Raw genomic sequence first — 26,576 nt, 5'->3', positions numbered from 1 at the left:
ACGTCAACCACGAAGGAAAATTCCGCCGCAGTATAGCGCATTCCCACAGGGCAACCCAAAACCTGTACGCCGGAATGCGGATTACTCTGCACGACGTTTTCACCCACAGCGATTACACTTGATCTTACAGATAAAGGCATTCCATTTTCGTATCACAAGTGGCTTATCGACAGGCCGAAAGCTTGTGTGGAGGTTTAATGAAACACCCTAAGACATTATTGGCCTGTGCCGCCCTGCTCGGCCTGCCGCTTGTGGCAAGCGCCAACACGACACAAGCGCCCACACCTCAACAGCAGTTTGAAAATGGCATCAGCAGCCAGAAACAGCTACAGCAGACTATGCAGCAGAACCAGAAATTGCAGCAACAGCAACTGAATCAGCAGCTCCAGCAGCGTAATCAACAGTTGAATCAACAACGTCAGCAGCAGCTACAGAAAGATTTGGAGCGGTCGCAGAGAACCACACCAACGCAGCCGATTAAACAGAACCCCTGATCAACGGGTCTGCTCTTTTGATTTTTATTATCTTACGCGCGTAAAGAATTACGCTGAGGTGGACGTGACCGCCGGATGAGCGGCATGGACGCCGCGAAAGCCTGTGCCGCGCCGGGAGCGCGTCACAGGCGGTCCGAGTAGCGGGCATGAACACCGAAGGTACCGCAAAGCGGCGTGATTCCCCGCGAAAAGCCGGGGGTCACGGGGCGGCGGCGATTGAGCCGCACCGTGTCGGGCGCATACGACAACGGTTGCAGAAAACCACGAGAGCAAACGCGCACGAAACATTACATAACACTAACAGAATGCCTAACCACAGGCTTCCTAGCCAAGCGTGGCTGACTATAACCGCACACCCATCAGCGTTAAAATCAACGGCGTGGTTAATGCCGCCATCGCCGTTGATAACAGCAGGCTGGATGCCACCGGGCCGCCCAGCACATCGAACTGGCGAGACATCAGATAGACGTTGACGCCCACCGCCATCGACCCCAGCAACACAACCGCACGCGTTTCCATTTCCGGCAGACCGAGTGCGATCGCAATCCCCCAGATCACCAGCGGCTGCACCAGCAGCTTGATCGTGCAAATCGCCGTGCTAATCTGCCAACCATCGCGCACGCGGTATTCCGCCAGCCCCATTCCCAACGCCACCAGCGACAGCGGCGCGGCAATCTGCCCCAGCATGGAAAGCGGCTGATCGACATACGATGGCAGCGGCAGGCCGGTCAGACTGAACGCCGTACCGGACAGAATGCCGATAATCAGCGGGTTCTTCAGCACGCCCAGCGCGGTTTTGGTAAAGCCCTGTAGCGACAGCGCCCCGTTACGTGCCCATTCCACCGACACCGTCACCAGCGTCCACAAAATAAGCCCGTTAAACACCACGACCAGCGCGACCGATGGGATCGCCTCTTCGCCCAGCATCAGCGTCGCAATCGGCAGCCCCAGCATCACGTTGTTGGAGAAGATGCCACTCAGCGCAAACAACGAGCCGGAGACACCATCAAGATGGAAGATCTTGCGCGCCACGATCCGCCCTAAGACAAACACCAGCAAGCAGCCGCCAAAAAAAGCGATCAGCAGTCGGGCATCCACCACCGGACGTTTGGAAAAATCCGACATCAGGCGGAACAGCATCGCGGGCATGGCGACGGAGAAGACAAAACGCGTCATACCGTCGGTCACGGTGGTTGGCCATTTACCATAGCGAATCAGGCTATAGCCGAGTGCGATGAGAACAAAGAGGGGTAACGACAGAAAAATCTGGTGCCAAAGCGAAACAATAAATGCAGGCATGAAGCCACTTCCTTATTTACCGGCACCGAGTCAGAAAGGGGATCCGCCGCAATCAAAGATAATACGGCAATAGGCGAATGCTGGTCACTTAATCATAAGTATGGATTTAGGGGAAACACGGTGATGAGGTTCCCGCAGGGATGCCTCACACCGTGGTAGCCCCGGTATCTCGATCCTTAAACGATCGACATTCGGCGATGAGCAGACCTCAGCCGGTCGCGAAGTTAGCCCCAATTAAATCTATCCGGTCAGTGCAGATGCAGTCAACGCCCCAATCCAGCAAAGTTTGCGCGCGATCAGGTTGGTTGACGGTATAAACCAGAATGCGTAAACCTGCGGCTTTCAGCGCCGCGACGCGTTCTGCCGTCAGCAGTTTGTGATTCAGGTGGATGGACACGCATCCCAAACGCTGCGTTAACGCCAGCCAGTCCTCTTCCCACTCATCCAGCAGCAACCCACGCGGGAGTTCCGGTACAGCCTGCTGCGCGGCTTCCAGAGCGTCGATAGAGAACGATGACAGCAGCGGTGCAACCGGATGATCGGCCCACAGCTGACGCGCCGCCAGCGCAATCACCCGCCCGGTTTCGGTTTCATATCCGGTGGTGGGTTTAATCTCGATATTGGCCGCCATACCATACTGCGCGCAGCGTTTTGCCACTTCCGACAGCAAAGGCAGGCGTTCACCGACAAATTTATGACCGTACCAGCCGCCGACATCCAGCCCGACCAGCTTGTCCCACGGCAGTTCGCCTGCAATGCCCCAACCGTTGCTGGTGCGCTCAAGCGTATCGTCGTGTAGGAGGAAAATCTGGCCGTCCTGCGACAGCTTGGCGTCAAATTCGATCATCTTGTGACCGAGGCTGGCGCCGACATCAATCGCCGCCAGCGTGTTTTCCGGTGCCAGTGAACCACCGCCGCGATGGGCGACAATGCTCGGGTAAGGCCAGAGTGTTTCCATTATTCCATCCGTAATCCGCTTTGCGAATCAAACAGGTGCCATGATGACGTCGGTAAATGCAGCCAAAGCGTCGAACCGATGGCGGGACAGTGTTCGTAAGAGAGCCGCGCGATGACGTTTTGTCCGCCCCACTTGCCGTGCGCTAAGTTGTCCGCACCCAGCAGTTCGAGTGTTGAAATCTGCAACGGGATACCGCCGGTTTCGCGCGTCGCCAGCTGAATATGCTCTGGTCGTACCCCCAGCGTCAATGCTTTACCGCTCCACTGCGGCTTCGGCTCAGGCAGCGCCAGAGCGATGTCGCCACCGATTTCAAAGCGGCAGCTGTCATCGCTAATGCGGCCCGACCACAGGTTCATCGCGGGTGAACCAATAAAGCTGGCCACAAACAGCGAGGCAGGACGGCGATAAATTTCAGCCGGCGCGCCGATTTGCTCGGCAATCCCTTTGTTCATCACGATGACGCGCTGTGCCAGCGTCATGGCTTCAACCTGATCGTGTGTGACGTACAGGCTGGTGGTTTTCAGGCGCTGGTGCAGTTGCTGCAATTCCAGCCGCATTTGTACGCGCAGTTTGGCATCCAGATTCGACAACGGTTCGTCGAACAGGAACACCGCCGGTTCACGGACAATCGCCCGCCCCATCGCCACGCGCTGACGCTGACCGCCTGATAGTTCACGCGGTTTGCGTTGCAACAGCGGCATCAGCTCAAGAATTCGCGCCGCGTCTTCTACACACTCACGAATCTGTGCCTTACCAAAGCCGCGAATTTTCAGGCCGTAAGCCATGTTGTCGAACACGTTCATGTGGGGATAAAGCGCATAGTTCTGGAACACCATCGCAATGCCGCGATCTTTCGGTTCCAGATCGGTGACCCGCTGGTTATCAATATAGATGTCACCACTGGTGGTGCGTTCGAGGCCTGCCACCATACGCAGCAGTGTCGATTTACCACAGCCTGACGGCCCGACCATCACCACGAATTCGCCATCCGCGACATCCAGATCGATGGGTTGGATAATCTGTGTTTTGCCATCATAAGACTTGGTGACGGCCTGAAGTTTTAAACATGCCATAAGCGTTTCCGAAATTCGTCTTGATTTATTTTTCGCTGTCGACCAGACCGCGAACGAACCAGCGCTGCATCAGTAGCACCACCAACAGCGGCGGCAGCATGGTCAACAGCATGGCAGCCATTACCTGATTCCACTGGGTCGCCCCATCACCGGAGGCAATCATGCTTTTAATCCCGGCGACCGCAGTACCCAGATTGGCATCGCTGACAATCAGCAGCGGCCACAGATACTGGTTCCAGCCGTAGATGAACGTGATCACAAACAGCGCCGCCAGGTTGGTCTTCGACAGCGGTAACACCATGTCGAAGAAGAAACGCATCGGGCTGGCACCGTCGATACGCGCCGCTTCCATCAGCTCATCCGGCAGCGTCATAAAGAACTGGCGGAACAGGAAGGTCGCGGTCGCCGAGGCCATCAGCGGCAGCGTTAAACCGGTGTAGCTGTCCATCATGTCCAGCCGCGCGATCACTTCCACCGTCGGGAAAATACGCACTTCCACCGGCAGCATCAGCGTCAGGAAAATCATCCAGAAGAACAGGTTGCGCAGCGGGAAACGAAAATAGACGATGGCGTAAGCGGACAGGATCGAGACGGTGATTTTGCCCACCGTAATCGCCAGTGCCATCACAAAGCTGTTAAGCAGCATCAGTCCGAACGGCGTGGTGTTGTTGCCTGCACCATGCAGCCAGATATAACGCAGGTTTTCCCACAGGTGAGTACCGGGGATGAGCGTCATCGGCGCCTGAAAGACTTCCTGGTTATCCAGCGTGGCAGCCACAAACCCCACATACAGCGGAAACAGTACGGCGAGGATGCCGACGATCAGCATGACGTGGCTGAAAATATCTAACCCGCGACGATTCTCAATCATTGGCCGTTGACCTTAGTAGATTCACCTTCATTGATAGTTCACCTTCCGTTCAACAAAACGGAACTGAATAATGGTCAGCCCGATAACCAATATCATCAGTACCACCGACTGCGCTGCCGAACTGGACAGATCCAGCCCCGCAAAGCCCTCACGATAAATTTTGTAGATCAGCGTAGTCGTCGACTGCACCGGCCCACCGGCTGTCGCGGCATCGATAATCGGGAAGGTATCAAAAAAGGCGTATACCAGATTGACCACCAGCAGGAAGAAGCTCACTGGCGAGATCATCGGCAGCACCAGATTGAAGAAGCGCCGCACGGGGCCTGCACCATCAATCGCGCCCGCTTCGACTAATGAACGGGGAATAGATTGCAGCGCCGCAAGGAAGAACAGGAAGTTATAGCTAATCTGCTTCCAGACCGACGCCAGTACCACCAGAAACATCGCCTGACCGCTGTTCTGTGCGTGGTTCCACGTATAACCCATCAGCCCGAGAAAATGGGTAATCAGCCCCAGACCGGGGTTAAACAGGAACATCCACAGCACGGCAGCAACGGCGGGAGCCACAGCATAGGGCAGAATGATCAACGTCTGGTACAGGCGGCTGGGACGGATCACATAGTCCACCAGCGCGGCCAGAAAGAGTGAAATCAGCATGCCAAACCCGGCTACCAGAAAGCTGAATATCAGCGTGGTGTAAAACGAATCGAGGTAGTAAGGGTTATTGAACAACTGCCTGAAGTTTTCCATGCCGACAAATTCGCTGGATAACCCAAACGGATCGAGATTCTGCACCGAATACCACAGCGCCTGACCGGCTGGCCAGATAAAGAAAATCACGGTAATCAGCAGTTGAGGCAACACCAACACATAGGGCAACCAGCTGCTACGAAAAACGGGGCGGGATGATGTCATGCGGTAACTCATTGCAAACAGAAAAGAAACAGGCCGATTCCCTTCGGCCCGGTATTACTCAGCAAAAACGTCTTACTTCGTCGATTGCTCAAAGCGACGCAGCAGCGCGTTACCGCGTTCTACTGCGCTATCCAACGCCTGTTGCGGCGTCTTCTTACCTGTCCATACGCTTTCTAATTCTTCATCCACAACGGTACGAATTTGCGGCATGTTGCCCAAACGCAGACCTTTGGTGAACGGCAACGGTGGCTTGTTCAGCATCTGACGCGTGGCGATATCCGCACCTGGGTTTTTCTCGTAGAAGCCCTGCTTCTGCGTCAACTCATATGCCGCAGTCGTGATGGGCAGATAACCGGTTTTCTGGTGCCATTCAGCGGCATTTTCCGGCTCGGCCAGGAACTTCATAAACTCAGCGACGCCTTTGTAGGTCGCAGCATCTTTGCCGCCCATCACCCACAGGCTGGCTCCGCCGATAATGGCGTTCTGCGGCGCGCCTTTCGCATCGGCGTCATACGGCATCATGCCGACGCCATAGTTAAACTTGGCGTGTTCGCGGATGTTCGCCAGCGAACCGGAAGAAGCGGTCGTGATAGCGCAGTCGCCGTTATAGAATTTCTCGGTCGGCTCATCCTTACGCCCGAAATAGGTGAAATCACCCTTCTTGTTCATGTCCTGCAACAGCTGGATGTGCTTAACCTGCGTTGGCTTGTTGAACTCCAGTACCGCATCGGTGCCGTCAAAGCCGTTGTTTTTGCTCGCAACTGGCAGACCGTGCCAGGCGCTGAAGTTTTCAATCTGAATCCAGCCCTGCCAACCGCTGGCGTAGCCGCACTTCATCCCGGCGGCACGCAGTTTGGCGGTGTACTCCGCCATTTGCTGCCAGGTTTTCGGTGGCTGTTCAGGATCTAAACCCGCCTTCTTGAAGGCATCTTTGTTGTAGTACAGCACCGGCGTGGAGCTGTTAAACGGCTGCGACAGCAGGTGACCGCTCTTCGCATCGGTGTAATAACCGGAGACAGTCGGCACAAACACCGACTCATCGAAATTAATGCCTGACTCTTTGAAGACTTCATAAACAGGCTTGATGGCTTTACTTGCCATCATGGTAGCCGTACCCACTTCGTAGACCTGCAAAATGGCTGGCGCATTCCCCGCGCGGTAAGCCGCAATCCCAGCTGCGAGGTTCTGCTCGTAGTTGCCTTTATAGACCGGCACAATTTTTACATCGCTATGTGCTTGGTTAAAACGGTCAGCCAGAGAATTCACTTCTTTCCCTAATTCGCCTTCCATGGAATGCCAAAAAGGAATTTCTGTCGCGGCCTGCGCACTGGCGCTCATCAGCGCGAATGCCACACACGCCGCTGCGGTGCGAATAGCATGTGTTTTACGAATTGTGTTGTTGAACATGCCTGTCTCCTGCAATCAATTAAATGCGCCATCATTACGGCGTTTTTTATGCGAAGGTAAACATGACATGAGCGCATGACAGAAAAATAACTGGAAGATGACAGGAGAGTGACAAAGGAAGAAGGTCTTCTTATTGGCTACTAAGTAGGCTGTTCTGTGCTACCATCTGTGTTAATAGATAACACAGGAGGTTTTATGCCTAGAACGACAAGTATTACGATCGGCGAACAACTGGATGATTTTGTCTCCAAATTAATAGATAGCGGTCGCTATAGTTCTACCAGTGAAGTCATCAGGTCAGCACTTCGTCTTCTTGAACAACAAGAATCCAAAACAGAGGCTCTGAAAAAAGCGATTTATGCAGGGGAGCAAAGTGGAGAAAGTTCGTTGACGCTGCGTGAAATTGCAGCAAAAAAGAAGCGCGAACGGAATGTATAAACTCTCTAATCTTGCAGCAGAAGATTTCGCAAGCATCTTTGAGTACACATTGATCAACTACGGCATCAGTCAGGCTGACAATTATACAGAGTCGCTAGAGAATACGCTGATTCTGCTAGCAGAATCCCCTTATATAGGCCAAGAGTACCCTGAAATTAGCCAGGGTGTGCGCCGATTCGATCATAGGCAACACGCTATTTTCTACCGCATACGAGAAGAAGATCTTCTTATCATCCGAATCCTGCATCAGCAAATGGAACCTATGTGCCACTTTTTTGATATTTAAAAAGTGACTAAATAAGGATCTATTCAATCAATAGCATGCCACCAAGAACAATTATCAGTAATGGCTCTGGTGCTGTTATTCCCATGGCGATTGACGACACATAAGATCGTTAATGCGAGCCTGACGCTCTGCGGTAATAGGCGCATCCAACTCGGCCAAAAATTCGTCAAACTGCTCGTTGTCCAAAATAAACAAACGTTGATCCAACAATATGTCCTGCGCCTCGCGGCAAGCTGCTTCAAGCATAAAGTCGGTACGTGATTTTGACACAAGGTTTGCAGCCATATCGATCCAATCCCGCTGGGAGGCTTTGGCCCGAATAGTGATTCATGCTTCTTTAGTTTCAGGTTTCATCATCATGCCTGTGTAGTGAATCTCTCTACACCCCTACATGACGTGTACAAAAATGCTACACACTGAAACACCACGAACATTGTAGAAAACCCGTAATTTAGACTATAGTTATTGTTACTAGTCATGTTTAAGGATGAACCGTGGCGGTATACACAACGAAGCTCTTCGATAAAAAACTAAAAAGCGAAATGCTTTCTGATAGTTATCTTTGTGAGATTGCTCATGAAGTGATGAATGGCCGTGTTGAGGCTGACCTTGGCGGTGGTGTGCTTAAAAAACGAATTGCATTGAATGCCGGAAAGAGTGCAGGAGCCAGAACTATCATCTTTTTCAAACTAGGCTCTAATCTATTTTTTGCCGATGGATGGAAAAAAAATCAGGTCAGGAAAGGCGTTAAAGAAATTCAGGATGATGAGCTGGCTGTTTATAAAGACATTGCTGGTGACCTACTTCAACTCACCGTTCAACAAATAGCTCAATTGGTAAAAGTGAAAGAACTACGAGAGGTGGAATGCGATGGCTGCAAAGATGAAAGAGCTGCAGGAAATGGCGCAAAACCTGCATGAACACGGGGGTATCACTGATACTACGATGGAACGCATCAATAATCGGGTTGCCGCACGGGAATTCCGTGAACGCATCGAGCAAGCTCACGCAATGAGCGGGGCAGAAATTCAGAACATGCGTTCCCGTTATAAAATGTCGCAATCTTCTTTAGCTTACGCTCTCAATATGTCCGTTGAGAGCGTCTCAAAATGGGAACGTAATGAGAAAAAACCCTCTGGGGCTGCACTACGTCTTCTCAATATAATCAGCGAGAAAGGTCTGGATATTTTTTGCCAGTTAGATATCAACAAACAGAAATAGCCCTCACCCCGCCACCAGCACCTCAACACCCATTTTGCTCAAGGCTTCTTTGGCGGCGGCGGGCAGGCCGTCGTCGGTGATGATGCTATCGAATACGCTGAGCGGCGTGGCGAGGTGGGTGGCGATGCGGCCGTATTTTGAGGTGTCGCACAGCAGTACGCACTTGCTGCTGGCTTCTACCGCCGCGCGTTTCACGACCACTTTGTCTTCATTCGGCGTGGACAGCCCGCGCAGGCTCCACGAAGAGGCGGAGATAAAGGCGATATCAATAAACAGGTTGCGCAGCGCCTGCGCGACGGCTTCTCCAACGCAGGAGCGGTTTTCCCGGCACAGCGTGCCGCCCGTGTGGATCATGCGGCACTGGCTGGACTCAATCAGAAAAGCGGCAATCGCAAAATCGTTAGTGACAATCACGAGATCGTCGCGTTCAGCCAGCTCGCGCGCCAGCGATAGCGTGGTCGTGCCCGCATCCAGATAAATGCAGCTATTCAGCGGAATGTGCTGCGCCGCCAGTTTCCCCATCGCCGCTTTCTGCTGGCTGAACATCACGGATTTGTCCTGATGCGACGGCTCGATCGCCAACCGTTCAGGCGAGCGCACGCCACCAGAGACGCTCAGCAGCAGGCCATCCTGCTCCAGCTTTTGCACATCACGCCGCACCGTCATGTGTGACACACCCAGCCGTTCGGTCAGCTCGTTAATGCTAACCGCGCCACGCTCGGCGATCAGCGCCAGAATCTGTTGATGACGTTCTACTGGAATCACGCTGCCCGTTCCCTATTTGATAATGCTGGTTTGATAGACATTCGGTTTGATAAAGACCGTGTTTGATAAAGACCGTGTTTGATAAAGACCGAGTCTGATAAATATTGTGAGAAACAGCCCATTTAATGACGATAATTATCATAAATTCACGTTATAAACTACACCAGACATGACTGCGCTCATCGTCATACAACACCAGAAACCACCATAATCATATGATATACAAAGGTAATTATGGGTATCTCTTCCCACGCAGTGTTCAGCTACACTGAATCATCACGATCTCAATGTTAATTTATGTGATAAAAATCACCATAATTTGTTCTGATAGTCCTTATATTTAACACCAGAGAACAAAAAATCACTAATTTTAACAAGGCAACCACGATGAAAAAGACTTCTGATTATGCTGTCGCCGTTATCGGTCTGGGTTCCATGGGATTTGGCGCTGCGGCGTCCTGCATCAACGCAGGCCTGACGACATACGGTGTCGATATCAACCCGCAGGCACAGGAAAGATTACGTCAGGCAGGAGCAGCGCAGGCCGATACGCGTATTGATGCCTTTGCAGACAAGCTGGATGCCGTCGTGCTGCTGGTGGTAAACGCCGCACAGGTGAATGGGATTCTGTTCGGTGAACCACAGGTTGCAGCGAAGCTCAAGCCCGGTACGGTGGTCATGGTGTCTTCCACGATCTCCGCGCAGGATGCCAAAAACATTGAACAGCGCCTGGCAGAACATCAGTTGATTATGCTGGATGCACCGGTATCTGGCGGTGCGGTGAAAGCCGCCGCTGGCGACATGACGGTAATGGCATCCGGCTCCGACCTGGCCTTTGAGAAACTGAAACCGGTACTCGATGCCGTCGCAGGCAAGGTCTACCGCGTCGGTGAAGAGATCGGGCTGGGTGCGACCGTTAAAATTATCCATCAGCTGTTGGCCGGCGTACACATCGCCGCTGGCGCAGAAGCGATGGCGCTGGCCGCTCGCGCCGATATCCCGCTGGATATCATGTACGACGTGGTGACCAACGCTGCTGGGAACTCCTGGATGTTTGAGAACCGCATGCGCCACGTGGTAGACGGCGACTACACGCCAAAATCCGCCGTCGATATCTTCGTGAAAGATCTGGGACTGGTTACCGACACCGCTAAATCGCTGCACTTCCCGCTGCCGCTGGCCTCCACGGCATTCAACATGTTTACCGCCGCCAGCAACGCCGGATTCGGTAAAGAAGACGACAGCGCGGTCATTAAGATTTTTAACGGCATTACGCTGCCGGAAAAGAAGGAGGCACCATGATCAAGCTAGGTGTGATTGCCGACGATTTTACCGGTGCGACGGATATCGCCAGTTTTCTGGTCAACAACGGGCTGCCGACCGTACAACTCAACGGCGTACCGCCGTCCGATTTTAAGGTCGACACGCAGGCCGTGGTCATTAGCCTAAAATCACGCTCCTGCCCGGCGGAGCAAGCGGTGGCGGATTCCCTCAAGGCGCTGACGTGGCTACAACAACAGGGCTGCCAGCAGTTCTACTTTAAGTATTGCTCCACCTTCGACAGCACCGCGAAAGGCAACATCGGTCCGGTGACCGATGCGCTGTTGGAACAGCTCGGCGAAACGCAGACCATCATCTCTCCGGCGCTGCCGGTGAACGGCAGAACCGTCTATCAGGGTCACCTGTTCGTGATGGATCAACTGCTGTCCGAATCCGGGATGCGTCACCATCCGGTTACGCCGATGACGGACAGCAACCTGATACGCGTCATGGAACAGCAGGCAGCCGGGCGCTGCGGACTGGTGCCGTATGCCGTGATGGATCAAGGGGCGGAAGCCGTTAAACAGCGGCTAACCCAGCTGAAAGAACAAGGTGTGCGCTATGTGGTACTGGATACGTTGAATGAACAGCACCTGTTAACGCAGGGAGAAGCGCTACGCGACATGAAGCTGGTTACTGGCGGTTCCGGCCTGGCGATTGGTCTGGCACGTCAGTGGGCAGAACCCGCGACACAAACCGGTTCCGCCACAGAGGCAGGCAAGCCGCAGTCCGGCGCGGGCGTTGTGCTGTCCGGCTCCTGTTCGGTCATGACCAATAAGCAGGTCGCCCAGTACCTGAAACAGGCGGCGGGTCGCGCTATTGACGTTGCTCGCAGCCTGCAAGGCGATGAATCCTACGTGCAGGAATTGGTTGATTGGGTGAAATCCCACAGTGACGACGCGCTCGCGCCACTGCTGTACGCCACGTCATCACCTGACGAACTGGCACAGATTCAGCAGCGTTGGGGCGCAGAAGCCAGCAGTCAGGCGGTGGAGAAACTGTTTGCTGCCGTCGCTCGCCAGCTTCAGCAGGAAGGCTTTCAGCGCTTCATTATTGCGGGCGGTGAAACCTCCAGCATCGTGGTACAGACGCTGGGTATTCACGCGTTCCATATCGGGCCGTCCATTTCTCCCGGCGTACCGTGGGTGCGTTCTACCAATCACCCGCTCTCTCTGGCGCTGAAATCCGGCAATTTTGGTGATGAAGACTTTTTTGCCCGCGCCCAAAAGGAGTTTGCCGTATGAGTGAAAAACACCACAGCACCGAAACCGCACTGAACAACGAGCAGCGCGCACGCGCGGAGATGGTTAAGCTGGGCGCGTCCTTTTTCCAGCGCGGTTACGCCACCGGTTCAGCCGGAAACCTCTCGCTGCTACTGGATGACGGTACGCTGCTGGCAACACCGACCGGCTCTTGCCTCGGTGAACTGGATGCCGAGCGGCTATCCAAAGTCAGCATGAGCGGCGAGTGGATCTCCGGGGATAAACCATCGAAAGAGGTCAGTTTTCACCTGTCGATTTACCGTAACGATCCCGAGTGCAAGGCGATCGTACACCTGCACAGCACCTATCTGACCGCGCTCTCCTGTCTGGAAGGGCTGGATACGCAGGATGCCATCAAGCCGTTCACACCCTATGTGGTGATGCGCGTCGGTAAAGTGCCCGTCGTCCCTTATTACCGCCCTGGCGATGCGCGGCTAGGCGAGGATCTCGCGAAGCTGGCTTCGCGTTACAAGGCGTTTTTATTGGCTAACCACGGCCCCGTCGTCACCGGTAAAGATCTGCGTGCGGCGGCGGACAACATGGAAGAGCTGGAAGAAACTGCCAAGCTGATTTTTATTCTCGGTGACCGAAAAATTCGCTACCTCACCGCTGACGAAATTACCGAGCTCTCTTGATGAGCCACTTTTTACTGAGCGATGGAGTTAACCATGCCTAAGTTTGCTGCCAATCTTTCTATGCTGTTTACTGACGTGCCGTTTCTCGATCGGTTTAAAGCCGCTGCCGATGCGGGTTTCACCTCGGTCGAGTACCTGTTTCCTTATGAGTATCCGGCACCGCTGCTGGCGGAAAAACTGCGGGAAAATGGCTTAAAGCAGGTGTTGTTCAATACCGCACCCGGCAATGTTGCCGCAGGCGAATGGGGCGTCTCAGCGCTGCCCGACCGCATTGAGGATGCTCGCCGTGATATTGATAACGCGCTGGAATATGCGCTGGCGCTGAACTGCCCTTCGGTGCTGGTGATGGGCGGCGTCGTCCCGCCCGGTGAAGACCGCGCGGCCTATCAGCAAACCTTCATCGATAACCTACGCTACGCCGCCGATAAATTTGCACCACACGGCATCAATATCATGATTGAAGCACTGAGCGCGAAGGTGAAACCCAATTATCTGTTCGCCAGCCAGTATCAGGCGCTGGAATTAGCCAATTTGATCGACCGACCTAATGTGTATATCCAGCTGGATTTCTTCCATGCACAAATTGTCGATGGCAACCTGACACAAATTATTCACGATTTATCTGGCCGCATCGGACATATTCAAATTGCGTCTGTCCCTGCGCGACATGAACCCGATGAAGGGGAAATTAATTATCCATTCATCTTTGCCGAATTAGATCGCGTGAATTATTCCGGCTGGGTTGGCTGTGAATATAACCCGCGCGGTAAAACCGAAGACGGATTGGGATGGGCTAAACCTTGGCTGGAGAAAAAATACTAATTCACTTATCCAAGAAACAAACCAACACCAGAGACATATTCGTTACACACGAATAAATAAAAATAATAGGTCAGATTCCCGTATTCATTACGGGAATCGAGGCACCCTTATACAAATAACAAACGACTATCCCATCTCTTTCAGCCTCTGAATTGAAAAGACGGGGTCAATGAGGATAAGAATATGGCCACCTCGCTCTTACTCTGCATCGCTATCGCCGGGGTATTACTCCTGCTGCTGATGGTCATTAAATTTAAGATTCAGCCTTTTGTCGCTCTGCTGGTTGTCAGCTTACTCGTCGCATTGGCAACGGGTATTCCTACTGGCGAAGTCATGAAAGTGATTACTTCCGGCATGGGCGGTATTCTCGGTTCGGTGGCGATTATTATCGGCCTCGGTGCCATGCTGGGTAGAATGATCGAAGTCTCTGGCGGCGCAGAATCTCTGGCGCATCGCTTTGCCCAATTAATGGGGCCGGGGTTAATGGTGGCGGCATTAACCATCGCCGCTTTTATTCTGGGTATTCCGGTCTTTTTCGATGTCGGCTTTATTATCCTCGCCCCGATTATTTACGGCTTTGCAAAAGTCGCGAAGGTCTCTCCGATTAAATTCGGTTTGCCCGTCGCGGGCGTGATGCTGACAGTGCACGTCGCGCTGCCGCCGCATCCCGGTCCGGTCGCCGCCGCTGGCCTGTTAAATGCGGATATCGGCTGGCTGACCATCATTGGCCTGCTGGTATCGATTCCTGTCGGCATCATCAGCTATTGGGCTGCCAAGGCCATGAATCGCCGTAAGTATGCGCTTTCCGTTGAAGTATTAGAGCAGTTACAGCTGGCGAAGCCGGAAGATGCGACGCCAGATACCGCGCCTGTATCGGCTCCCTCGGCTGGGCTGATCGCTGCGCTGATTGCGATTCCCATCGCCATCATTATGCTCGGCACCGTGTCTGCGACCATTCTGCCTGCCGGACACCCGGTACGTAACGTGATGTCGCTGGTCGGCTCTCCCGCTGTCGCGCTGCTAATTGCTCTGGCCTTAGCGTTCTGGCTGATTGCATTGCGTCGTGGCTGGTCGCTGGAGAAAGCCAGCGGTGTGATGGGCGATGCCATGCCTGCCGCGGCGATGGTCATCATGGTGACCGGTGCGGGTGGCGTATTCGGCAAAGTGCTGGTGGAATCAGGCATCGGTAAAGCGCTGGCAGATACGCTGACCAGCATTCACCTGCCGCTGGTGCCTGCCGCCTTTATTCTGTCGCTGGCGCTGCGTGCCTCGCAAGGTTCGGCCACCGTCGCCATCCTCACCACCTGCGGCCTGCTGAGCGAAGCCGTTAGCGGCCTGAACCAGATGCAACTTGTGCTGGTGACGCTTTCTGCCTGCTTTGGCGGATTGGGACTGTCCCACGTTAATGACTCCGGTTTCTGGATCGTCACCAAATATCTGGGGCTGTCCGTCGCCGATGGCCTGCGTACCTGGACGGTACTGACGACCATTCTCGGACTGGCTGGATTCCTCTTCACCTGGGCGTTGTGGCTGGTGATGTAAATCCCTTAACGTTTCACCCCTTACGACATTTCACTAAAGGAAAAACCGCTGATACTCAGCGGTTTTTCTCTTATGCTGGAAAATGCACCTGTTTTACTTCGATATTCGGCATATGCCTATCCACACCTGTCTTTATACTGTGGCTGGGGTAAAGAACCGTGCGTTTCCTTGCCACCGCTCAGCAAGTCTGCATACCAAACCATGACGTCATCAGAAGTACACACTATTCCTGACCTGTCGCAGAAGAGATCCAATCCACCAAGCAGAACCTGCATCATCGATAAAAAATAATAAAGGAACATTATGAATTTTCTCGCAAAAATGAAGCTCGGCACCATGCTCGGTACCGGTTTCGCCTCTGTCATCATCATCGGTCTGATGGTCGCCGTTCTGGGGCGCTTCCATTTGGTCGATCTGGGTGAAGATATTGAATCGCTATCCGAAAAAAATCTGGCCAGCCTCATCCTGATACAAGATGCCAAGAGCGGCTTTGATGCCGTAGCACGTTCCGTGCGTAACATTGGCCTGACCGATGACAGGAACCGTATTCAGGAAGAAAAGCACCTGATCGATCAGCAAATTGCACGCAATACTGAAATGCTGACCAAACTGTATGCGCACCTGTCCGAACCAGAAACCCGCGACTCGCTGGAGAACCTGACGCAGGCTCGTCCGGCTTATCGGGATGCCGTGAATAAAGCGGTTGAACTCGGCCTGTCCGAAAACGCAGAAGAAAGAGCGCGTGCCATGCAGATCATGGTCAATGAGATGCAGGTGACGCAGGCACCGGTTTTCGCCGCACTGGATAGCATGGCGCAATTCCAGAAAAAGCGGACGCAGGACATGACGACAAGTGCCATACAGGAAGCACGTGGCGACGGCAATATGCTGATTATCTTCGCCGCGATTGCGGGGCTGGTTGGTATTTTGGTTTCCGTGCTGATTACCCGCACGATTACAGGGTTATTGGGTGGAGAAGTGGTTTATGCCGCTCAGATCGCACAGGCCATTGCGCAAGGAAATCTGGCCGTCGCGATCAATCTGCGCCCCGGCGATAACCACAGCATGCTCGCCGCCATGAATGCGATGCGTAAAAGCCTGAGCAGCATTGTTGGGCAGGTACGTGAGAGCAGTGAATCTATCGCCACCGGCGCCAGCCAGATCGCCGCAGGCAGTACCGATCTCAGCCAGCGTACGGAAGAGCAGGCGGCCAACCTGCAACAAACCGCCGCCTCAATGGAAGAGATGAGCCAAACCGTACGCCAGAACTCAGACACGGTGCGTAATGCCGCTCAGTTGGCACAGGCCGCCAGTAACACTGCGGCTAAAGGTGGTGAAGCCGTCGGCAATATCGTGGTTACCATGAAAGAAATTACCGACAGCTCGCATAAAATTGGCGACATCATCAGCGTCATTGACGGCATCGCTTTCCAGACCAACATTCTGGCGCTCAACGCGGCGGTAGAAGCCGCCCGAGCCGGTGAACAAGGCCGTGGCTTTGCCGTCGTGGCAGGTGAAGTGCGCTCGCTGGCGCAGCGCTCCGCCACCGCAGCCAAAGAGATTAAAGAGCTGATCGGCCACAGCGTCGAGAAAGTGGAGACGGGATCCGCGTTGGTTAGCGATGCAGGAACGACAATTGAAGAGCTGGTTCGTCAGGCGCGCCACGTTGCCGATCTGATTAACGAAATTGGCGTCACCACGCAGGAACAGGAATCCGGCGTGTCACAGATTCATGATGCCGTGAACCAACTCGATCAGGTTACGCAGCAGAACGCCGCGCTCGTTGAGCAATCCGCGTCCGCCGCCGATAGCCTGAGCGATCAGGCAGCCCGTCTGGTCGAGCTGATGAAAGTCTTCGTTGTGGAAGGTGGAACGTCACAGCGCTCTGCCCCGCAGTTGAAAAGACCTGACAGCGCAACGCTCTCCCTTGCCCATCCCAGAAGCAGCACGGGAAGCGATAATCAAAACTGGGAACAGTTCTGATGCTACACAGGGGGATGGATCGCGCATCCCCCTCTTCACTTTCTCACCATTGCACCACCCGTACCCGCCATCCTCTACATTTTCTGGTTTGTCCTCATCAGCAGGCAACATCGGCGACAATTAAAATCAATGTTTTCTCTGCTCATGCCGATATTCTAGGGTGAAGTGCTTATTCATTAAAAGGACGCGAAGCCTTAGGAGAGCATTGCTTCCCACGTGCAAAGGAAAATCTGCTTAATAACAATAAATACTGTAAATAAGTCATGAGGATAACATGCAGCGTACAAAAAAAATGAAACTGGGTACTCAGGTCGGTTCAGGCTTTGCCTTTGTGATTATTATTGGCCTGTTAGTGGCCATCTTCGGCAGAATGCATCTGGTTGGCCTCGGTAATACTACGGACAGACTGGCTAAACACCACCTTGCCAACCTCATCGTGCTACAAGAACTGAAAGATAACCTTAACGTCACGATCAAAACCACGTTGCGTATGCTCATCGCTACCGAACAAAAGGTTCTGGAAGACAATCAAAAGCTGATTGAAACCACGAGTGCCAAAAACACGACGCTCGTCGCTCAGTTGGAAGCCAATTTACGGGCAACCGAGGTCCGCAATATTTTGGGTGAACTTCAGCAAAATCGCACTGAATTTGCCAGAGTAGGCCGCCAGGCCGTCGCACTGTCACTCAGCAATAGACAGGCTGAAGCTATCGAGTTAGTTAAAACCCAGCTTGAACCTATCCAAACCAAGCTTTTTAACAATCTGAACACCATGATTCAGTTGCAGAGAGACTACACCACACAAACGGCAACCAACGCGATTGAAGAGTCCTACTACGATGGTAATTCATTGTTGATTCTGGCACTCATCGCCTCATTCTTCGGCGCAGGCATCGCCTGGCTGATTACCCGCCATATCAAGAAGCAACTGGGTGGTGAACCGGCTTATGCCACACAGGTCACACAGGAAATCGCACAAGGTAATCTGGCAATACCGGTCGCTCTGGCATCAGGTGACAATACCAGTTTGCTGTTCGCGATGAATCACATGCGCAAAAGCCTAAGCAGCATTGTTGAACAAGTGCGTGAGAGCAGTGAATCTATCGCCACCGGAGCCAAACAGATTGCGGCTGGCAGCGCGGACCTTAGCCAACGTACGGAAGAACAGGCGGCCAATCTGCAACAAACCGCCGCCTCTACGGAAGAAATGAGCCAAACGGTGCGTCAAAATACCGATACGGTGCGTAATGCCGCACAACTGGCACAGGCCGCCAGTAACACTGCGGCTAAAGGTGGTGAAGCCGTCGGCAATATCGTGGTCACCATGAAAGAAATTACCGACAGCTCGCACAAGATTAACGACATCATCAGCGTGATTGACGGCATCGCTTTCCAGACCAACATTCTGGCGCTCAATGCGGCGGTAGAAGCCGCCCGAGCCGGTGAGCAAGGCCGTGGCTTTGCCGTCGTAGCCGGTGAAGTTCGCTCACTGGCGCAGCGCTCCGCCACCGCAGCCAAAGAGATTAAAGAGCTGATCGGCCACAGCGTCGAGAAGGTGGAGACAGGCTCCGCGCTGGTCAGCGATGCAGGAACGACAATCGAAGAGCTGGTTCGTCAGGCGCGCCACGTTGCCGATCTGATTAACGAAATTGGTATTACCACGCAGGAACAGGAATCCGGCGTGTCGCAGATTCATGAGGCAGTGAACCAACTCGATCAGGTGACCCAGCAGAACGCCGCGCTCGTTGAGCAGTCTGCGTCCGCCGCCGATAGCCTGAGCGAACAGGCCGCCCATCTGGTCGAGTTGATGAAAGTCTTCATCGTTGAAGGCGGATCGGCGCAACGCCTTGCTCCGCAGCTGAAAAGACCTGACAGTGCAAAACTCTCACTTGCCAATCCCAAAAGTAACGCGGGAAGCGATAAGCAAAACTGGGAAACCTTTTAACGAATGCGTCGTTTGTAAAATCTCGCCTTGTAGCAAACCAAATAAAGCCGCTGAGTTTTCAGCGGCTTTTTACTTTCAGATCAATGGAGTAAATAATAAGATTAATGAACACATAAATTAATAAAAATCAGAATCAGGAGTAAAAAACGCAACCCAATGAAAGATAATAAAAAACATCAACCAGATTGAGCTCAAAGTCATATATTAATATTTATAACTTACCCTAAAAACTATAATTAAATAATATTAAAGTTTTATTAATTCATAAAAAATGGCAGTTTTATTACATTATCCTTCCATCAACATACTACAATAGTGTATACACTCCATTTGTCATTCCCTTAACTTGTACACACCCACAATTGGAATTCCTACGCACATGAAAGTGGCCCCCCTTTACCAATACCGTTACGGGGGTTATCAACACCGTTGGGCTTTTTGTATCAGACAAATGTCAAGAGAGCGTGGGATGATCAAAGGTAGCGTTAGTTGACCAATCGCATTTGTAGCATTATCTCCCTTAACAAAAAATAACTACACCTGTCGTGTATAACCTCAATAAAAGAGCACATAATGAAAAATGTAAGTTTGGGAAAAATGTTAGGTACAGGCTTTACACTCATTATCATCATTGGTTTTTTAGTCGCCACACTAGGTCGTATTCAGTTAGACCGACTTGGAGGAAATATTCAGGTTTTATCGCAAGTGCGAATAACCAATCTTTTGTTAATGCAGGAAATAAAAGATAGCGTTAACATTATCGCCCGCTCTATGAGAAATATTGCGTTTCTCAGCGATCCACAACAAATGAAAGCCGAGAATGATCGCATTCAGAAAGCCTTCTCACATAATAGTGACTTACTCATACAATTAGGTAAGAGTACCGTGGATAACGAGGCGAAAACGTATCTCGCTATGCTTGAACAAGCGCAGCCTGCGTATACGAATAGCGTGAAAAAATCCGTCGAACTGGTCATGTCCAACCAAGACGACGCCTTTCGTAATTTACTGCTGACAGAAGTGCGTACCACACAAACCAGCATATTCGATATACTGGACAAAATGATTGAGAGACAGAAGCAACTCACAGTCACCATGGCCGAAAAGTCCGAGCAAGAAGCGATAAATGCGGGTTCCTTGATGCTAATTTTAGCACTCTGTTCTTCCTTGCTTGGGGGCGTGATAGCCTGGTGGATCACCCGGAAAATCAAACGTCAGTTGGGCGGTGAACCGGCTTATACGCTGGAGATTACCCGTCAGGTCGCGCAGGGGAATCTTGCCATTTCCATTGAACGGCGTACCGGAGACACCACTAGCATCCTGGCTGCAATGGAAGAAATGCGCCAAAGCCTGAGCAACATTGTCGGGCAAGTCCATCAAAGCAGCGAGTCTATCGCCACCGGCGCCAGCCAGATTGCCATCGGCAATACCGACCTAAGCCAGCGCACGGAAGAACAGGCCGCGAACCTACAGGAAACTGCTGCCTCTATGGAAGAAATGAACATCACCGTGAAGCAGAATGCTGACACCGTAAGAACAGCGACTCAACTCGCTAACGCCGCCAGCACCTCTGCGCGCAAAGGCGGTGATGTCGTTAGTAATGTTGTGCGGACAATGGAAGAGATCACGACGAGTTCGCGTAAAATTGGCGATATTATTGGTGTGATTGACGGCATTGCCTTCCAGACCAACATTCTGGCACTCAACGCCGCCGTCGAAGCAGCCCGCGCAGGAGAGCAGGGGCGTGGGTTCGCCGTGGTTGCCGGAGAAGTGCGCTCGCTCGCTCAGCGTTCTGCCTCGGCGGCACGCGAGATCAAAGATCTGATTGGCATCAGCGTAGAGAAAGTGCAAGCCGGTGGGCTGCTCGTCAACGAAGCTGGGATAACTATAGGAGAAATTGTGGAGCAGTCTCAGCGTGTTGCTGATCTTATCAATGAGATAGGCTTGACCACCCACGAGCAGGAGCAGGGCGTTTCTCAGGTGAATGATGCGGTCAATCAGCTCGATCAGGTCACTCAGCAAAATGCGGCGCTGGTTGAAGAGTCAGCATCTGCCGCAGAGAGTTTAAGCCAGCAGGCCAGAAATTTGGTTGAATTAATGGGTGTGTTCAAAATCGACGGTATCCAGCCACAGCAAGTCAACACCCCTGTCGCTACACAGCAAAAGCCACAATTGGCGTTAGCGGGCAATTCAACGAAGCAAAACTGGGAAACCTTTTAACTTCTCAGTCTGGTAATACGGCCTCATAAAGAAAAACCGCTGAAATATCAGCGGTTTTCACATTAACAGGCAGGCAGTTATTGGCGCTTACAGCGCGCGACGCAGGCGTGCTACTGCTTCATGCATTTGCTCATCCGTTGCCGTCGCGAAGGACAGACGCAGCGTTGAGTAATCAAGACTATCTGGGAAGAAGAACTCGCCCGGTACGAAGACAACGCCCTGCTCCAGCGTCTTCTTCAGCCATTCCGTCGTGTTGAAATCGTCCTGACGGAATTTCGCCCACAGGAACATCCCGCCTTTCGGCTGGTTGAAGGTGATCACATCCCCCAGTTCCTTCTCGACCAGTTGCGCCAGCAGCTCGCCTTTGTGCTTATAAGCGTGACGAATTTTTTCGATCTGCGAATCCAGACGACCTAGCCCCAAATAGCATTCCGCGACGGTCTGCGACAGCGCGCTGGCGTGCAGGTCGGCGGCCTGTTTGATAATCGCCACTTTGTGCAACAGCCAGTCCGGCAGAATCGCCCAGCCAAGACGCAGCCCCGGTGCCAGCACTTTCGAGAACGTCGAGGTATACAGCACGTATTCCGTGCTACCCAGCTTCTCCTGCGCCAGTTGGAACAGCGTAGGGTTACGCTCTTCGGTGAAGCGCAACTCGCCATAGGGATCGTCTTCAATAATGACAAAACCGTAGCGTTCTGCCAGTTGAATCAATTGCAGACGACGTTCATAGCTCAGCGTCACGCCGCTCGGGTTACCGAAGTTCGGAACGATATAAACGCCTTTAATGCGCTGTTTCGTCAGCAGTTCTTCCAGCTCGTCGACGACCATGCCGTTAGCATCAGATGACACAGACATCACCTGCGCCTGCGCCAGCTCCAGCGTTTGCAGCGCTGCCAGATAAGTCGGGCGTTCAACGACGAACACATCGCCCGGATCGACCATCGAGCGCATAATCAGATCCAGCGCCTGCTGCGAACCTGCCGTCACCACAATATCGTCGCCGCGTGTTTTTACACCGCGCACAGCACACAGATCGGCAATACGTTCACGCAGCACGCTACTGCCTTCGGTTAAGCCATACTGGAATGCCGTTTTCGGCTGTTCGGTAATTGCTAACTGTGTAGCCTGGTTTAACCCTTCAAAATCAAACAAGGCATCTGACGGAATCCCGCCAGCCAGCGAAATAATGTTTTCCATCTTGCTGTGTTTCAGCAGTTCACGGATGGCGGAACTTTTTAACTGAGCGATGCGGTGCGCTAACAACCCTTCAATGGCCATTTCTTCTTAACCCTTCTACGAAACAGGCCGGTAAACCGGCCCGGTAGCGATTCCCCTGTCACTCTTCAGGCTGCATGCCCGTTGGCTTTCCGCAACCTGAATGATTTAGGGTAGATCTGCTCTAAAAATTATCCGCCCAGATAGGCCGAACGTACCGCTTCATTAGCTAACAATGCCGCACCGGTATCTTCCAACACGACATGGCCGTTTTCAAGCACATAACCTCGGTCAGCCAGTTTCAGCGCCTGATTGGCATTCTGCTCCACCAGGAAGATGGTCATACCCTCTTCACGCAGTTGCTGGATGGTATCGAAAATTTGCAGGATGATAATCGGTGCCAGCCCCAGCGACGGCTCGTCCAGCAGCAGTAGACGCGGCTGACTCATCAGCGCACGGCCAATCGCCAGCATCTGCTGCTCACCGCCAGACATGGTGCCGGAACGCTGAGCGCGGCGCTCATACAGGCGCGGGAACAGATCGTAGACGCGCGCAATGCGTTCCTGATACTGCTCGCGATCGGCAAAGAACCCTCCCATCGCCAGATTTTCTTCTACCGTCATGCGGGAAAAGACGCGGCGGCCTTCCGGTACAATCGCGATCGCTTCACGCATAATCTGCGCGGTCTGCCAGTTCGTGATGTCCTTACCGTCAAACGTGATGGTGCCTTCCGTCGCGCGCGGGTCGCCACACAGCGTGCCCAGCAGCGTGGTTTTACCGGCGCCGTTCGCGCCGATAAGCGTAACAATCTCGCCCTGATTAATATGCAGGCTAACCTGGTGCAGCGCCTGAATTTTTCCGTAATGGGCGGAAACCTGATGTAATGACAGCATAAACGTTATCCTTCACCCAGATAGGCACGAATGACATCCGGGTTGTTACGAATTTCAGCTGGAGTACCCTGTGCCAGCGGCGTGCCCTGATTGACAACATAAATCCGGTCGGAAATCCCCATGACCAGCTTCATATCGTGTTCAATCAACAGCACCGATACCTCATGGCTATCGCGCAGTTCCGCAATCAGCTGATTTAACTCGTCAGTTTCTTTCGGGTTCAGACCGGCCGCAGGCTCGTCCAGCATCAGCAATTCAGGCCGCGTCACCATACAGCGGGCAATTTCCAGACGGCGCTGCTGGCCATAAGCCAGATTCCCCGCCTGACGGTTCGCTAAATCCAGCAGACCGATGCGCTCCAGCCACACCGCGGCGCGCGCCTGCGCATCGGCTTCCGCACGACGAAAGCCCGGCGTTTTCAACAGCCCGGCAAACACGCCGCTTTTCAGGTGTTGATGCTGCGCCACCAGCAGGTTCTCCACCACCGTCATTTCACGGAACAGGCGAACGTGCTGGAACGTGCGCACCACACCCATACGGGCAATCGCCTGCCCGGGTAACCCTTCCAAATGACGATCGCGCAGCATGATGGTGCCGCCGCTCGGGCGATAAAAACCAGTCAGGCAGTTGAAGACTGTGGTTTTTCCCGCCCCATTCGGGCCGATCAGCGAGACGATTTCGCCAGCATGAATATCCATTTCAACGTTGTTGACCGCCAGCAGGCCGCCAAAACGCATCATCAGACCTCTGACTGATAATAGTGGCTGCGTGCTCATGCTTGCTCTTCCTTCTTCGCGACTTTCAACTTCATCTCAGGACGCTTCATCGGCAGCAGACCTTGCGGACGCCAAATCATCATCAGAACCATCAGTGCACCCAGCAACAGCATGCTGTATTCATTCAGATCGCGCATCAGCTCGCGAGATACCACCAGCAGGATTGCCGCGAGAATGACCGCAAACTGCGATCCCATTCCGCCCAGCACGACGATGGCCAGCACAAAGGCAGACTCGGCGAACGTGAACGATTCCGGGCTGACGAAGCCCTGACGTGCGGCAAACAGCGTACCGGCAAACCCTGCGAACGCGGCGCTGATAGTAAAGGCCGTCAGCTTGATGCGCGTTGGGCTCAGCCCCAGAGAACGACAGGCGATCTCATCGTCACGCAGCGCTTCCCACGCACGCCCCAATGGCATCCGCAGCAGGCGGTTAATCACAAACAGGGTCAGTACGACCAGCAGCAGCGCAACCAGATACAGGAAGATAATACGGTCGCTGGGGTCGTATTGCAGACCGAAGAAATTGTGGAACGTATCCCAACCGCCATCGCGCGCGCTGCGGCTGAATTCCAGACCAAAGAACGTCGGTTTAGGGATCTGGCTGATGCCGTTCGGGCCACCGGTAATTTCGGTATTATTCAGCAACAGGATACGGACAATCTCGCCGAACCCAAGCGTCACAATCGCCAGATAGTCGCCGCGCAAACGCAGCACCGGGAAACCGAGCAGGAAGCCAGACAGCGCCGCCGCCATGCCCGCCAGCGGCAGACTTTCCCAGAAGCCCAATCCGTAATAGTGGTTCAGCAGCGCATAGGTATACGCGCCAATGGCGTAAAACCCGCCGTAGCCCAATACCAGCAGGCCGGACAAGCCAACCACCACGTTCAAACCCAGGCCCAGCATCACGTAAATCAGCGTGAGGGTGGCGATATCCACCGTACCGCGCGACACCAGAAACGGCCAGGCGATCGCCGCAATAATCAAGGCCGCAGCCAATACTTTCTGCCGCGGCGTACTGCCATCAAAGCTCGGTAGCACCAGCGACGGCACAGAAAATTTCTTGATGCTTTGCTGGAAGAACGGGCGAATCAGTTGGAAGAAGAACACCACGATGCAGCCTGCGCCAATCCAGTACCAGCGCACTTCATCGGCACCGCGCACCACCAGTTTGGTGCCATCCAGCGCCAACTGCATGCCCATTAAGAACGAGGCCAGCACCAGCAACATGAACGCGGAAACCAGTGCGTTAAATAGGTTGAGCTGTTTCATACTTTCTCAACCTCCGGGCGACCCAGAATGCCGGTCGGCATCACCAGCAGCACCACAATCAGCAGCGCAAATGACACCGCATCTTTGTATTCCGTGCTCAAGTACGCGGACGTCAGCGCTTCGGCTACGCCCAGAATCAGCCCACCAATCATCGCGCCAGGAATACTGCCGATTCCGCCCAGTACCGCAGCGGTAAAGGCTTTCATCCCAGCCATAAAGCCAATATAGGGATTGATGACGCCGTAAAACTGCCCCAACAGCACGCCAGCAACGGCAGCCATGAGCGCGCCGATGACGAAGGTCAGGGAAATGACGCGATCGGTGCTAATACCCAGCAGGCTCGCCATTTTCAGGTCTTCCGCGCAAGCGCGGCAGGCGCGTCCCATACGAGAATAGCGAATGAACAACGTCAGCGCCAACATGGCGAGGAACGTAACAATCCAGATGATCAGCTGCATGGCGCTAATGGTTGCGGCAAAGCCATTGCTTTCGCCCAACACCCACTGGCCGGTCACCAGACTCGGCAGCGCCACATCACGTGAGCCCTGATTCAGGCTGACGTAGTTTTGCAGGAAGATGGACATCCCGATGGCGGAAATCAGCGCGATCAGGCGCTTTGACGTTCGAACCGGCCGGTAGGCCACCCGTTCGATACTCCAGCCGTAAGCGCTGGAAATGACCACGGCGGCAATGAAAGCGGCGCCAATCAGCAGCCAGCCAGCATCAATGCCCATCATCATCAGGGCCGCAATCACAATAAAGGAGACATAGCTACCGATCATGTACACTTCGCCGTGTGCGAAGTTAATCATGCCGATAATGCCGTAAACCATGGTGTAGCCAATGGCGATCAGCGCATAGGTGCTGCCCAACGTCAGGCCGTTGAACATCTGCTGAAAAAAGTAAAGGAACTGCTCGGACATACCTTAACCTTAAATGCTGCCCCCGCGCCTTGCGGCAACGGG

26 protein-coding genes are annotated in these 26,576 nt (G+C 53.4%); 13 read left to right on the top strand and 13 right to left on the bottom strand.

Annotated elements, in window-relative coordinates:
* Positions 1–197: 197 nt before the first annotated feature.
* Complete coding sequence (locus NAL19_RS00625; RefSeq protein ID WP_263058485.1) at positions 198–494, top strand: hypothetical protein; 297 nt, start codon at positions 198–200, stop codon at positions 492–494.
* A gap of 342 nt (positions 495–836) precedes the next feature.
* On the opposite strand, the gene NAL19_RS00620 is transcribed toward NAL19_RS00625, so the two are convergent.
* From NAL19_RS00620 to ugpB, 6 genes are all read right to left on the bottom strand, one after another.
* Entirely contained in the window at positions 837–1,793 is a 957-nt protein-coding gene (locus NAL19_RS00620; RefSeq protein ID WP_137741539.1) for an AEC family transporter, read from the bottom strand.
* 208 nt (positions 1,794–2,001) lie between these two features.
* Positions 2,002–2,751: a glycerophosphodiester phosphodiesterase gene (gene ugpQ / locus NAL19_RS00615; RefSeq protein ID WP_263058484.1), complete on the bottom strand. Its 750-nt coding sequence runs from the start codon at positions 2,749–2,751 to the stop codon at positions 2,002–2,004.
* Positions 2,751–3,824 carry a sn-glycerol-3-phosphate import ATP-binding protein UgpC gene (locus NAL19_RS00610; protein WP_263058483.1) on the bottom strand — a complete coding sequence of 358 codons (1,074 nt, stop codon included), beginning with the start codon at positions 3,822–3,824 and terminating at the stop codon, positions 2,751–2,753. The genes ugpQ and NAL19_RS00610 overlap by 1 nt, the downstream gene beginning before the upstream one ends.
* 25 nt (positions 3,825–3,849) lie before the next feature.
* On the bottom strand, positions 3,850–4,695 hold the full coding sequence (ugpE, locus tag NAL19_RS00605; protein ID WP_225086466.1) for a sn-glycerol-3-phosphate ABC transporter permease UgpE: 846 nt from the start codon (positions 4,693–4,695) through the stop codon (positions 3,850–3,852).
* A 27-nt stretch (positions 4,696–4,722) separates the two neighbouring features.
* Positions 4,723–5,610 carry a sn-glycerol-3-phosphate ABC transporter permease UgpA gene (gene ugpA / locus NAL19_RS00600; protein ID WP_263058482.1) on the bottom strand — a complete coding sequence of 296 codons (888 nt, stop codon included), beginning with the start codon at positions 5,608–5,610 and terminating at the stop codon, positions 4,723–4,725.
* Positions 5,611–5,682: 72 nt separating this feature from the next.
* Complete coding sequence (gene ugpB / locus NAL19_RS00595; RefSeq protein WP_263058481.1) at positions 5,683–7,017, bottom strand: sn-glycerol-3-phosphate ABC transporter substrate-binding protein UgpB; 1,335 nt, start codon at positions 7,015–7,017, stop codon at positions 5,683–5,685.
* A gap of 195 nt (positions 7,018–7,212) precedes the next feature.
* Between ugpB and NAL19_RS00590 the strand changes: the two genes are divergently transcribed.
* Complete coding sequence (locus NAL19_RS00590; RefSeq protein WP_012772867.1) at positions 7,213–7,455, top strand: type II toxin-antitoxin system ParD family antitoxin; 243 nt, start codon at positions 7,213–7,215, stop codon at positions 7,453–7,455.
* On the top strand, positions 7,448–7,741 hold the full coding sequence (locus NAL19_RS00585) for a type II toxin-antitoxin system RelE/ParE family toxin (protein WP_225086463.1): 294 nt from the start codon (positions 7,448–7,450) through the stop codon (positions 7,739–7,741). The genes NAL19_RS00590 and NAL19_RS00585 overlap by 8 nt, the downstream gene beginning before the upstream one ends.
* Positions 7,742–7,816: 75 nt before the next feature.
* Here the strand turns inward: NAL19_RS00585 and NAL19_RS00580 are convergent, their stop codons facing one another.
* Positions 7,817–8,068: a DUF1778 domain-containing protein gene (locus NAL19_RS00580; protein ID WP_263059769.1), complete on the bottom strand. Its 252-nt coding sequence runs from the start codon at positions 8,066–8,068 to the stop codon at positions 7,817–7,819.
* Between the two features lie 167 nt (positions 8,069–8,235).
* Between NAL19_RS00580 and NAL19_RS00575 the strand changes: the two genes are divergently transcribed.
* Entirely contained in the window at positions 8,236–8,661 is a 426-nt protein-coding gene (locus tag NAL19_RS00575) for a type II toxin-antitoxin system RelE/ParE family toxin (RefSeq protein WP_225086462.1), read from the top strand.
* Positions 8,612–8,962, top strand: a complete 351-nt coding sequence (locus NAL19_RS00570) for a helix-turn-helix domain-containing protein (protein WP_225086461.1) — start codon at positions 8,612–8,614, stop codon at positions 8,960–8,962. Before NAL19_RS00575 ends, NAL19_RS00570 begins: the two co-directional genes overlap by 50 nt.
* A gap of 3 nt (positions 8,963–8,965) precedes the next feature.
* Here NAL19_RS00570 and ygbI read toward each other — a convergent pair whose 3' ends face one another.
* A complete protein-coding gene (gene ygbI, locus NAL19_RS00565; protein WP_225086460.1) occupies positions 8,966–9,727 on the bottom strand; it encodes a DNA-binding transcriptional repressor YgbI in 762 nt (253 codons plus the stop codon).
* A gap of 387 nt (positions 9,728–10,114) precedes the next feature.
* Here ygbI and ltnD point away from each other — a divergent pair, with 387 nt between their 5' ends.
* The 8 genes from ltnD (at position 10,115) to NAL19_RS00525 (ending at position 21,456) form a co-directional block, all read left to right on the top strand.
* Positions 10,115–11,029, top strand: coding sequence for an L-threonate dehydrogenase (gene ltnD / locus NAL19_RS00560; RefSeq protein WP_263058480.1), 915 nt, complete (start codon positions 10,115–10,117; stop codon positions 11,027–11,029).
* Entirely contained in the window at positions 11,026–12,291 is a 1,266-nt protein-coding gene (gene otnK / locus NAL19_RS00555) for a 3-oxo-tetronate kinase (RefSeq protein ID WP_263058479.1), read from the top strand. Before ltnD ends, otnK begins: the two co-directional genes overlap by 4 nt.
* Positions 12,288–12,944 carry a 3-oxo-tetronate 4-phosphate decarboxylase gene (gene otnC / locus NAL19_RS00550; protein WP_263058478.1) on the top strand — a complete coding sequence of 219 codons (657 nt, stop codon included), beginning with the start codon at positions 12,288–12,290 and terminating at the stop codon, positions 12,942–12,944. Before otnK ends, otnC begins: the two co-directional genes overlap by 4 nt.
* A gap of 33 nt (positions 12,945–12,977) precedes the next feature.
* Positions 12,978–13,766 carry a 2-oxo-tetronate isomerase gene (gene otnI, locus NAL19_RS00545; protein ID WP_263058477.1) on the top strand — a complete coding sequence of 263 codons (789 nt, stop codon included), beginning with the start codon at positions 12,978–12,980 and terminating at the stop codon, positions 13,764–13,766.
* Positions 13,767–13,949: 183 nt separating this feature from the next.
* Positions 13,950–15,308, top strand: coding sequence for a GntP family transporter (locus tag NAL19_RS00540; RefSeq protein ID WP_225086456.1), 1,359 nt, complete (start codon positions 13,950–13,952; stop codon positions 15,306–15,308).
* A 303-nt stretch (positions 15,309–15,611) separates the two neighbouring features.
* Entirely contained in the window at positions 15,612–17,291 is a 1,680-nt protein-coding gene (locus NAL19_RS00535) for a methyl-accepting chemotaxis protein (RefSeq protein WP_263058476.1), read from the top strand.
* Positions 17,292–17,565: 274 nt separating this feature from the next.
* The gene (locus tag NAL19_RS00530) at positions 17,566–19,236 is read left to right on the top strand and encodes a methyl-accepting chemotaxis protein (protein WP_225086454.1); all 1,671 of its coding nucleotides are present in this window, start codon (positions 17,566–17,568) and stop codon (positions 19,234–19,236) included.
* A 573-nt stretch (positions 19,237–19,809) separates the two neighbouring features.
* A complete protein-coding gene (locus NAL19_RS00525) occupies positions 19,810–21,456 on the top strand; it encodes a methyl-accepting chemotaxis protein (protein ID WP_263058475.1) in 1,647 nt (548 codons plus the stop codon).
* Between the two features lie 87 nt (positions 21,457–21,543).
* Here the strand turns inward: NAL19_RS00525 and NAL19_RS00520 are convergent, their stop codons facing one another.
* From NAL19_RS00520 to livH, 5 genes are all read right to left on the bottom strand, one after another.
* Entirely contained in the window at positions 21,544–22,734 is a 1,191-nt protein-coding gene (locus NAL19_RS00520; protein ID WP_263058474.1) for a PLP-dependent aminotransferase family protein, read from the bottom strand.
* A gap of 128 nt (positions 22,735–22,862) precedes the next feature.
* Complete coding sequence (gene livF, locus NAL19_RS00515) at positions 22,863–23,564, bottom strand: high-affinity branched-chain amino acid ABC transporter ATP-binding protein LivF (protein ID WP_012772851.1); 702 nt, start codon at positions 23,562–23,564, stop codon at positions 22,863–22,865.
* 5 nt (positions 23,565–23,569) lie between these two features.
* Positions 23,570–24,340 (bottom strand): high-affinity branched-chain amino acid ABC transporter ATP-binding protein LivG, encoded by a 771-nt coding sequence (gene livG, locus NAL19_RS00510; protein ID WP_263058473.1) that lies wholly within the window; start codon positions 24,338–24,340, stop codon positions 23,570–23,572.
* Positions 24,337–25,611, bottom strand: coding sequence for a high-affinity branched-chain amino acid ABC transporter permease LivM (locus NAL19_RS00505; protein WP_263058472.1), 1,275 nt, complete (start codon positions 25,609–25,611; stop codon positions 24,337–24,339). The genes livG and NAL19_RS00505 overlap by 4 nt, the downstream gene beginning before the upstream one ends.
* Positions 25,608–26,534 carry a high-affinity branched-chain amino acid ABC transporter permease LivH gene (gene livH, locus NAL19_RS00500; RefSeq protein ID WP_263058471.1) on the bottom strand — a complete coding sequence of 309 codons (927 nt, stop codon included), beginning with the start codon at positions 26,532–26,534 and terminating at the stop codon, positions 25,608–25,610. Before livH ends, NAL19_RS00505 begins: the two co-directional genes overlap by 4 nt.
* Positions 26,535–26,576 lie beyond the last annotated feature (42 nt).

Origin of the sequence: Pectobacterium sp. F1-1, assembly GCF_025643735.1 — a bacterium.
GTDB lineage: Bacteria > Pseudomonadota > Gammaproteobacteria > Enterobacterales > Enterobacteriaceae > Pectobacterium > Pectobacterium colocasium.
The sequence above is the reverse complement of the archived record's forward strand: the minus strand, read 5'-3'. Positions and strand labels throughout refer to the sequence as shown.

Coding starts and splice junctions, on each gene's coding strand:
- livG (WP_263058473.1), bottom strand. CDS start 24,340: ATGAGCACGCAGCCACTATTATCAGTCAGAGGTCTGATGATGCGTTTT.
- livH (WP_263058471.1), bottom strand. CDS start 26,534: ATGTCCGAGCAGTTCCTTTACTTTTTTCAGCAGATGTTCAACGGCCTG.
- ugpQ (WP_263058484.1), bottom strand. CDS start 2,751: ATGGAAACACTCTGGCCTTACCCGAGCATTGTCGCCCATCGCGGCGGT.
- NAL19_RS00530 (WP_225086454.1), top strand. CDS start 17,566: ATGCAGCGTACAAAAAAAATGAAACTGGGTACTCAGGTCGGTTCAGGC.
- livF (WP_012772851.1), bottom strand. CDS start 23,564: ATGCTGTCATTACATCAGGTTTCCGCCCATTACGGAAAAATTCAGGCG.
- otnC (WP_263058478.1), top strand. CDS start 12,288: ATGAGTGAAAAACACCACAGCACCGAAACCGCACTGAACAACGAGCAG.
- NAL19_RS00585 (WP_225086463.1), top strand. CDS start 7,448: ATGTATAAACTCTCTAATCTTGCAGCAGAAGATTTCGCAAGCATCTTT.
- NAL19_RS00610 (WP_263058483.1), bottom strand. CDS start 3,824: ATGGCATGTTTAAAACTTCAGGCCGTCACCAAGTCTTATGATGGCAAA.
- NAL19_RS00625 (WP_263058485.1), top strand. CDS start 198: ATGAAACACCCTAAGACATTATTGGCCTGTGCCGCCCTGCTCGGCCTG.
- NAL19_RS00505 (WP_263058472.1), bottom strand. CDS start 25,611: ATGAAACAGCTCAACCTATTTAACGCACTGGTTTCCGCGTTCATGTTG.
- NAL19_RS00540 (WP_225086456.1), top strand. CDS start 13,950: ATGGCCACCTCGCTCTTACTCTGCATCGCTATCGCCGGGGTATTACTC.
- ugpA (WP_263058482.1), bottom strand. CDS start 5,610: ATGACATCATCCCGCCCCGTTTTTCGTAGCAGCTGGTTGCCCTATGTG.
- NAL19_RS00535 (WP_263058476.1), top strand. CDS start 15,612: ATGAATTTTCTCGCAAAAATGAAGCTCGGCACCATGCTCGGTACCGGT.
- NAL19_RS00570 (WP_225086461.1), top strand. CDS start 8,612: ATGGCTGCAAAGATGAAAGAGCTGCAGGAAATGGCGCAAAACCTGCAT.
- NAL19_RS00520 (WP_263058474.1), bottom strand. CDS start 22,734: ATGGCCATTGAAGGGTTGTTAGCGCACCGCATCGCTCAGTTAAAAAGT.
- ugpB (WP_263058481.1), bottom strand. CDS start 7,017: ATGTTCAACAACACAATTCGTAAAACACATGCTATTCGCACCGCAGCG.
- ltnD (WP_263058480.1), top strand. CDS start 10,115: ATGAAAAAGACTTCTGATTATGCTGTCGCCGTTATCGGTCTGGGTTCC.
- NAL19_RS00620 (WP_137741539.1), bottom strand. CDS start 1,793: ATGCCTGCATTTATTGTTTCGCTTTGGCACCAGATTTTTCTGTCGTTA.
- otnK (WP_263058479.1), top strand. CDS start 11,026: ATGATCAAGCTAGGTGTGATTGCCGACGATTTTACCGGTGCGACGGAT.
- otnI (WP_263058477.1), top strand. CDS start 12,978: ATGCCTAAGTTTGCTGCCAATCTTTCTATGCTGTTTACTGACGTGCCG.
- NAL19_RS00525 (WP_263058475.1), top strand. CDS start 19,810: ATGAAAAATGTAAGTTTGGGAAAAATGTTAGGTACAGGCTTTACACTC.
- NAL19_RS00590 (WP_012772867.1), top strand. CDS start 7,213: ATGCCTAGAACGACAAGTATTACGATCGGCGAACAACTGGATGATTTT.
- ugpE (WP_225086466.1), bottom strand. CDS start 4,695: ATGATTGAGAATCGTCGCGGGTTAGATATTTTCAGCCACGTCATGCTG.